This window comes from Bradyrhizobium sp. (genome assembly GCF_049581145.1).
Lineage (GTDB): Bacteria > Pseudomonadota > Alphaproteobacteria > Rhizobiales > Xanthobacteraceae > Bradyrhizobium.
In genome coordinates this window covers 1-7296 of record NZ_JBAURI010000172.1, presented here as the reverse complement: position 1 = coordinate 7296, position 7296 = coordinate 1, and the positions used below count along the sequence as shown (strand labels likewise).

At 63.2% G+C, this 7296-nt stretch carries 7 protein-coding genes and 1 pseudogene; 2 read left to right on the top strand and 6 right to left on the bottom strand.

Translation table 11 applies throughout. The features are described 5' to 3' along the window. Both WCB02_RS05675 and asd read right to left on the bottom strand, forming a co-directional pair. On the bottom strand, positions 1–503 hold a 503-nt coding region (locus WCB02_RS05675), incomplete at its 3' end, for an NUDIX hydrolase (protein ID WP_423956858.1). A gap of 96 nt (positions 504–599) precedes the next feature. Further along, the gene (asd, locus tag WCB02_RS05670) at positions 600–1469 is read right to left on the bottom strand and encodes an archaetidylserine decarboxylase (RefSeq protein WP_423956857.1); all 870 of its coding nucleotides are present in this window, start codon (positions 1467–1469) and stop codon (positions 600–602) included. Between the two features lie 34 nt (positions 1470–1503). Here asd and WCB02_RS05665 point away from each other — a divergent pair, with 34 nt between their 5' ends. Then, complete coding sequence (locus WCB02_RS05665) at positions 1504–3168, top strand: aminotransferase class III-fold pyridoxal phosphate-dependent enzyme (RefSeq protein WP_423956859.1); 1665 nt, start codon at positions 1504–1506, stop codon at positions 3166–3168. 188 nt (positions 3169–3356) lie between these two features. Here the strand turns inward: WCB02_RS05665 and WCB02_RS05660 are convergent, their stop codons facing one another. From WCB02_RS05660 to WCB02_RS05645, 4 genes are all read right to left on the bottom strand, one after another. Continuing rightward, positions 3357–3992 (bottom strand): hypothetical protein, encoded by a 636-nt coding sequence (locus WCB02_RS05660; protein WP_423956856.1) that lies wholly within the window; start codon positions 3990–3992, stop codon positions 3357–3359. 320 nt (positions 3993–4312) lie between these two features. Further along, a complete protein-coding gene (locus tag WCB02_RS05655; protein WP_423956855.1) occupies positions 4313–5002 on the bottom strand; it encodes a class I SAM-dependent methyltransferase in 690 nt (229 codons plus the stop codon). A 54-nt stretch (positions 5003–5056) separates the two neighbouring features. Continuing rightward, on the bottom strand, positions 5057–6112 hold the full coding sequence (locus WCB02_RS05650) for a glycosyltransferase family 4 protein (RefSeq protein ID WP_423956854.1): 1056 nt from the start codon (positions 6110–6112) through the stop codon (positions 5057–5059). 129 nt (positions 6113–6241) lie between these two features. Next, complete coding sequence (locus WCB02_RS05645) at positions 6242–6454, bottom strand: hypothetical protein (protein ID WP_423956860.1); 213 nt, start codon at positions 6452–6454, stop codon at positions 6242–6244. Here WCB02_RS05645 and WCB02_RS05640 point away from each other — a divergent pair. Further along, positions 6411–6880, top strand: a pseudogene (locus WCB02_RS05640) (L,D-transpeptidase); the annotation flags it as partial. The gene WCB02_RS05645 and the pseudogene WCB02_RS05640 sit on opposite strands and share 44 nt — an antisense overlap. Positions 6881–7296 lie beyond the last annotated feature (416 nt).

The window sequence follows — 7296 nt, the reverse complement described above, 5'->3', positions numbered from 1 at the left end:
GGCATCGCCGGTTGGGCGGGCGGCGGAACTGGCGCGGCGAGAGGCCGGCTGCGGCGCTTCTTTGGCGCCGGCGCTTTCGGCTTCGGCCGGCGCGAAAATGCCTCCAGCGCCATCGGGCCGACATTTTCGAGAAACGCCCGCTCGTAGCCGCGCGACAGCCGCGCAAGCGCGGCGTCGAGCGGCAGCCAGTCGACCGCCCTGACGTCGTTCATCAGTTCGCGAGTCGGGCCGCCGCAGGCCTCCATCCGCCAGTAATGCACCACCTTGGAGCGACCGCCGGAATCGTAGACCAGCGTGCCCAGAAACTCGTGCATGGTGACGTCGTGTCCGGTTTCCTCCAGGACTTCGCGCTTGGCGGCGGCGCGCGGCGTCTCGCCACTATCGAGCTTGCCTTTCGGCAGCACCCATTCATCGCGTTTGCGCAGGCGTACCACCGCGATGACCGGCGGCTGTTGCCGTCGCAATACGATGCCGCCCGCCGCCATAATCGGCGCTCTTGCCATTCACGCGTCCCAACCGGTTGGAAATGTGGTTTGAAATACCCAGCCTTCGAAGGTCGACTCACCATGATATAGCGGCGCCACGAAGCAAAATCGAGATTACACCGCCGGTTTTCGCAGCAAAGCTTCACCAGCACGAATGCGCGACCACTCCGATACGTTCCCGCAGAATTCGAAATGCGCGGGCGCCAGCAGGATGATGGTCGATCCGTGCTCGAACCAGCCGAGTTCGTCGCCTTTCTTCACGTCAACGTCACAAGGGAATACCACCGGCCCCACGGTCTGCGCATTGAGGACGCGATCGAGGACATGCAGCCGCAGGCTTGCGACCAGGATCGCGGCGACCGGCACCAGGGTCAGCGGATCGCCGCTCGCAAGACGGGTACGGATCACCGCGCGCTCGTTCTTGCAGAACAGCCGCTCGATCCGCTTCAGCGCGATCGGATTGACGTTCCAGGTGTCGCCGTGAATGAAGGTGACCTGCTCGATATGGCAATCCTGCGGACTGTGGAAACGGTGATACATGCTGGAAGTGAGACGCAGTGTCACGAACCGTCCATTGCGGTGTGCATCCACCAGCGCCGGGTCGCCGACAAGGTCGAGCAGCGAATAGGGCGCACCCTTGATCTGATAGAGTTCCCCATCCCGGATGGTGCCGAAGGCGCCAATGATGGCGTCGCTCGGGCTGACCACAACGGACGGATCGGAATCGACAGGCCGCAGGCCGGGGCGCAGCTCGCGGGTAAAGCAGTCATGCAGGCTGTTGAAACGGGTTTTCTTGGCCTCCGACAGATCGAGATCGGAAAACAGCCGCCAGCAGCCGATCGAGAGGTCCCGGATCAGCGGGTTCTCGATCTTGCTGAACCAGCCCATGAAGCGGGTCAGCGCGGCGCGCGGGATGCGGTTGGTCAGCAGGAAGTTGAGGTCTTCCTGCGCGGTCAGGGCGGAGATGAGGTTTTTCACTGTCATGAATCTGTCAGCAGGACTGGTTAGCGGTTTTGGCATGGATTCGTCGATACCGATTCTCTCGCTCACCGCTGGCGCGGTCGCCGTGACCGCCGCCGTCGCTCCCAAGGTCAAGGCGCGGCTCGAACTGTCGCGCGCCAAGCATCGTTCGCTGACCGGACACTCCAAGATGTCGCGCCGGGTAGCACGGCTGATCCCGTTCTACGAGTTCGACATCAACGATTTTTTCCGCTCCGACGGCGCGCCGCCCGAGGTCGCGACCAGGCGCCAGGACGGCTTCTTTCGCCTCGGCGCGCTGTTCGAGCAGCGTTTCGCCAAGAGCCGGCAGATGACCGCGGAAGCGGCGGCCCGGATTTCCGACCTGCAATTCACCCAGGCCTACCGGGTGCCGTTTCAATATAGCCGCCTGGTACGCGAAAACCTCGGCACCGGCACCTTCATGCAGTCCTCGGCCGGCGTGACGCTGACCGATCTCGACGGCAACAATTTCTACGACCTGGCGGGCTCCTACGGCGTCAACGTGTTCGGCTATGACTTCTACAAGGAATGCATCGCCAACGCCGAGAAGCGCACCGAGGGACTGGGTCCGGTGCTCGGCTTCTATCATCCTGTCGTCGCCGACAATGTGCGGCGGCTGACCGAGATCTCCGGGCTCGACGAAGTCTCGTTCCACATGTCCGGCACCGAGGCGGTGATGCAGGCGGTGCGGCTCGCGCGCTATCACACTGGCCGCTCGCATCTGGTGCGCTTCGCCGGCGCCTATCACGGCTGGTGGGGCGACGTGCAGCCCGGCGTCGGCAACCCGGTCTCGCCGCACGAGACCTATACGCTCGCCGAGATGTCCGAGCGCACGCTGCAGGTCCTGAAGACGCGGCGCGATATCGCCTGCGTGCTGGTCAACCCGCTGCAGGCGCTGCATCCGAACGCCAACGCGCCCGGCGATTCCGCGCTGGTCGACAGCTCGCGAACTGCCGGCTTCGACCGCGACGCCTATGCCGGCTGGCTGAAGAAGCTGCGGCAGGTCTGCACCGAGCGCGGCATCGTCTTGATCTTCGACGAAGTGTTCGTCGGCTTTCGCCTTGCCCCCGGCGGCGCGCAGGAATATTTCGGCGTCAAGGCCGACATGGTCACCTACGGCAAAAGCCTCGCCGGCGGCCTGCCGGTCGGCGTGGTCTGCGGCGCCAAGGATCTGATGCGCCGCTTCCGCGACGATCGCCCGGCCGACATCTGCTTCGCCCGCGGCACCTTCAACTCGCATCCCTATGTCATGATGGCGATGGACGAGTTCCTGAGCCGGCTCGCCAGCCCCATTTTCCGTTCGATCTATAACGGTCTCGAGGAAACCTGGAACGGCCGCGCCGGCGAGCTCAACGCGATGCTGGCGCGCGAGGATCTGCCGGTCAAGGTCGCGAACCTGTCCTCGATCTGGACGGTCTCCTACACCGAGCCGTCCCGCTACAACTGGATGCTGCAATATTATCTGCGCGCCGAGGGGTTGGCGCTGAGCTGGGTCGGCACCGGGAGGCTGATCTTCAGCCTGAACTACAGCGATGACGATTTTTCCGAAGTCGCCAGGCGCTTTGTCACAGCCGCCGGCAAGATGAAGCAGGACGGCTGGTGGTGGCACGGCCCGAGCCTGACCAACAGGGCCATCCGCCGCCAGATCATGAAGGAAATGCTCGGGCGCGTGTTCAAGCGCTGACGGCGATCCCGGCTGTTCCGTCATACTCGTACCGAGGGCCATCGCGCCCTTTCTGTCTTGCCCGGGCGTATCCCGGGCATCCACGTCTTTGCTTTCGCGCAGCACCTAAGACGTGGCTGGCCGGGACGGGCCCGGCCATGACGAGCTCTATTCATTTCGTGTGCTGCGGCGGTTCGACGCCGCCGCGCTCAGGCGTGCTGCTCTTCCAGACCGTCGTGCTCGATTATATCGAGGCCGGGATCGATCAGTTCGCCACGCAACAGCGCCAGCGGGGCCTTGCGGTAGAGTTTGAAGTCGTTGAAGGGATCGGTGAGGATCTTGGTCATCCAGACGAGGCCGGTCTCGACATCGCGGATGAAGAACAGGTGCACGGTGCGGAACAACAAGCCGCCGATGCCGACCAGTAGCCAGATCTTGGCGACCTGGCGCACGAAATCCGCCGGGGAAACCCAGGGGCTGACCAGACCGAACAGCGTCGGATCGAAATACAGCACGAGCGGTGAGACCGCCCAGATCGACATCAGCACGACCTTGCGCTGCAGATTATAGCCGACCTTGATCTCTTCCTTGTGCTCGTGGGTCGCCTGATTGATGTGGTCGTAGCCCCGCGGCTCGAAGAAGAAATGCCCGGCCTGGCGCGAGGTCATCGAGACCAGCCAGCCGATCAGCGCCGAGGCCACCGGATCGAAGAACATCATGACATAACCGACCATGAAGCTGACCGCGCTGACGAAGTGCAGGCTCTGATTGATCCGGCTGTGGTGATAATAGCGATGGTCATCCCAGCGTTGGACGCGCAGCTGCTCCAGGAAGTTGTTCAGCATTTTGTTCCCCAAGGTAAGGTCGAGATCGACTTACAGCGATTCGATGTCGGTGATATGACATCATCATAATGACATATGCCATTCACGATTGACGCGCGCCGGCCGCGGCAGTGCGAAAGGTGCAGTTGCGCTCAATGCCCCCACGAACGCGGACCCCGCCACCGAGCACGGACGCATGTCGTGAACGTCAAAACGTGAAGACGCCAGGATGGGTCGAGCGGTCAAATCGGACCGTCGTCCGATCTGACCGCGAAACCCATCGCGGCGCGGCGAATTGATGGGCTTCGCAACTGCTCAACCCGCCCTTCCCAAACGCCGTACTAAGCGGCGGTGGCAATCTCGGTCTTGCGGAAACGTACCAGCGAGAAATGGCCGAGCGGTGGGATCAATCGGCGCTCGGCCAGTTCGATGCCCTTGGCGCCGGCCAGCCATTTGGTGTAGCGCGACCAGCCGAATTCGGCGGTCCGGAAACCAAGCCGGCGCACCACCGGCTGCAATTTCTGCTCGATGAACCGACGCATCCCGGCGTCCGCGCTGACACGGGTCAGGATGATCAATTCGCCGCCCGGCCGCAGCACGCGGGCGAATTCGTCGAGCGCGGCTTCCGGGTTCGGGACGGCGGTGACGACGTACTGCGCCATGACGACATCGAAGGAATTGTCGGGGAATTCGAGTTTTTCGGCGTCCATCACCGCCAGTCCCTCGATATTCTTCAGGCGACACTCGGCGACGCGCTGCCGCGCCTTCTTCAACATGGCTTCCGAGATATCGGTGCCGAAAATGCGCACATGCGGCGCGTATTGCGGCAGCGAAATGCCGGTGCCGACGCCGACTTCGAGCACGCGGCCGCCGAGCTTGTTGGTCGCCTGGATGGCGGCGTCGCGGCCCTTGCTGAAAACCCCGCCGAACACGAGATCGTAGACCGGCGCCCAGCGGTCGTAGGCCTGTTCGACCATCTCGCGGTCGAAGTCGAGCTGCCTCGTACCGTCAAGCTTCATGATTTCTGCCATGGTAACTCTCACCTGTCCCTGTTCGTTAGGATGATTTTCTTATGATGATCGTGCTCAGCCGCGCACCGGGCTTCTGGCGGCGACCGCGCGCGCCGGCCGCAGCGACCGGCTTGGATGCAAGGCCGTCAGATTGCCGATGAACTGCCTGGCGCTGTTTTCCCAGGAGCGCTCGAGCGCGAAGCTGCGGCAGGTGTCGCGCGACATGCTCAGGGCGCGCAGACAGGCACTGCGCAGATCGGTATCCAATGCCCCGATCGGATGATCGGCGATCACGTCCAGCGGCCCCGTCACCGGGAAGGCCGCGACCGGGGTGCCGCAAGCCAGCGCCTCCAGCTGGACGACGCCGAAAGTGTCGGTCAGGCTCGGGAACACGAACACGTCCGCCGCCGCGACATGCGAGGTCAGATCCCTGCCGGTCTTTTCGCCCAGAAATTTCGCTCGTGGAAAGCGGCGCTCCAATTCGGCCCTCTGCGGCCCGTCGCCGACCACCACCATGGAGCCCGGCAGATCCAGCGACAGGAACGCCTCGAGGTTCTTCTCGACCGCGACGCGACCGACGGTCATGAAGATCGGCCGGGGCAGATCGAGCTGGGCAGGCTCGTCGGGACGAAACAGCTCGGTGTCGACGCCGCGCGTCCAGAAGCCGAGCTTGCTGAAGCCGCGCGCCGCCAATTCCTGCTTCAGCGAGTTGGTGGCGACCATGGTCATGGCGCCGGCATTGTGGAAATAGCGCAGCACGGCGTAGCCGACCGCAGTCGGCAGCCCGGTCCGCACCGAGATGTATTCGGGAAAACGTGTCGTGTAGGAGGTCGTGAAGGCCAGCTTGCGGCGGCGGCAATAGCCGCGCGCCGACCAGCCGATCGGCCCCTCGGTCGCGATATGGATCGCGTCGGGCGCGGCTTTTTCGATCCGCCGCGCGATTTCTCGCCGGTTCGGCAACGCCATCCGCAGCCCGGGATAGGTCGGGACGCCCATCGAGGGAAACCCGTCAGGCGTCAGGAATTCGATTTCGACACCGAGGGTGGCCGCGGCACGGGCCAGTGAGGTGAGCGTGCGGACCACGCCGTTCACCTGCGGCCGCCACGCGTCGGTCGCGATCAATACCCGCATGATGAAACCCGGAATGTTGCAGCGATTCCCATCCTCGCAAAATCGGCCATTGATATTTCAAACGTGTGACGTCATCGAATTGTCGAAGAATCTTTTTCGCGGATATCGGCTGCCGCCGTCGCGAAACCGTCATGAAACAATGGCCGACGCGATGAAGCCGTTTTGCCGTTTCCAGGCAAACGTCCGGAAATTGTTGCCCGTACATGGTCGAGCCAATGAAGCGCCGATTGGCGGAAAAGCTGATGTAGCAAGGGCGATCAGACAGGCAACGACGATGCTCAATATCAGCGCATTCATCGCCTCGCGCGAGACGCCCGGCACCGTCATCATCGATACGCCCAATACCCATCTCTATGACGTGCTCGGTCGCGGCAAGGCGATTCGCTATGGCATCGGCGTCGGCCGCGACGGCTTTACCTGGTCGGGCGTGCAGGCGATCAGCAAGAAGGCCGAGTGGCCGGATTGGACGCCGCCGCCGGAGATGATCGCGCGCCAGCCTTGTCTGCCGCGGCATATGACGGCGGCCCGGGTAACCCGCTCGGCGCGCGCGCCATGTATCTCGGCGGGACCGAATATCGCATTCACGGCACCCACGCGCCGGAGAGCATCGGCACCCACGTGTCCTGCGGCTGCATCCGCCTCACCAATGACGACGTCAACGACCTCCATTCGCGGGTCAGCCTTGGCGCCAGGGTGATCTTGCTGCCGATGGATCGCCGCGCCGACCTTGGTACTGCGTTCGTTGACGTCAGGATGATCTCGCGCTGAAACGTCATCGCAGTCAGCGCTACCGTTTGCGTTTGATGTTTTTGGGAACCCGCCAGTCCATCCATCGGGTCGCGCCGGTGGCCCGGTTTCCGCAGCATGGGCGAACATTAAATTCCGGCAATACATTAACACGGCCTCCGGCCCATTCCGACGCCTTTTAGATTGCTGATTTCCACCGTCTTTTGCCCGGCTGGCGCGGCTTGCCGCGGCCCTATAAGGTCTTCCGCCTGATTCAACCGGGGGGACGATGCGACCACCGATACCGAAGCCGATACCGAAACCAATTCCGAAGTCGCCATCGAAAACGCCGACGAAGTCGATGGCGAAGTCTCTGGCCAAATCGCTGCCGAAGCGGCCGGGACTGATGCTGATTGCGATCGCTGTGCTCGGCATCTCGTTTCTCATCAGCCTGAAAG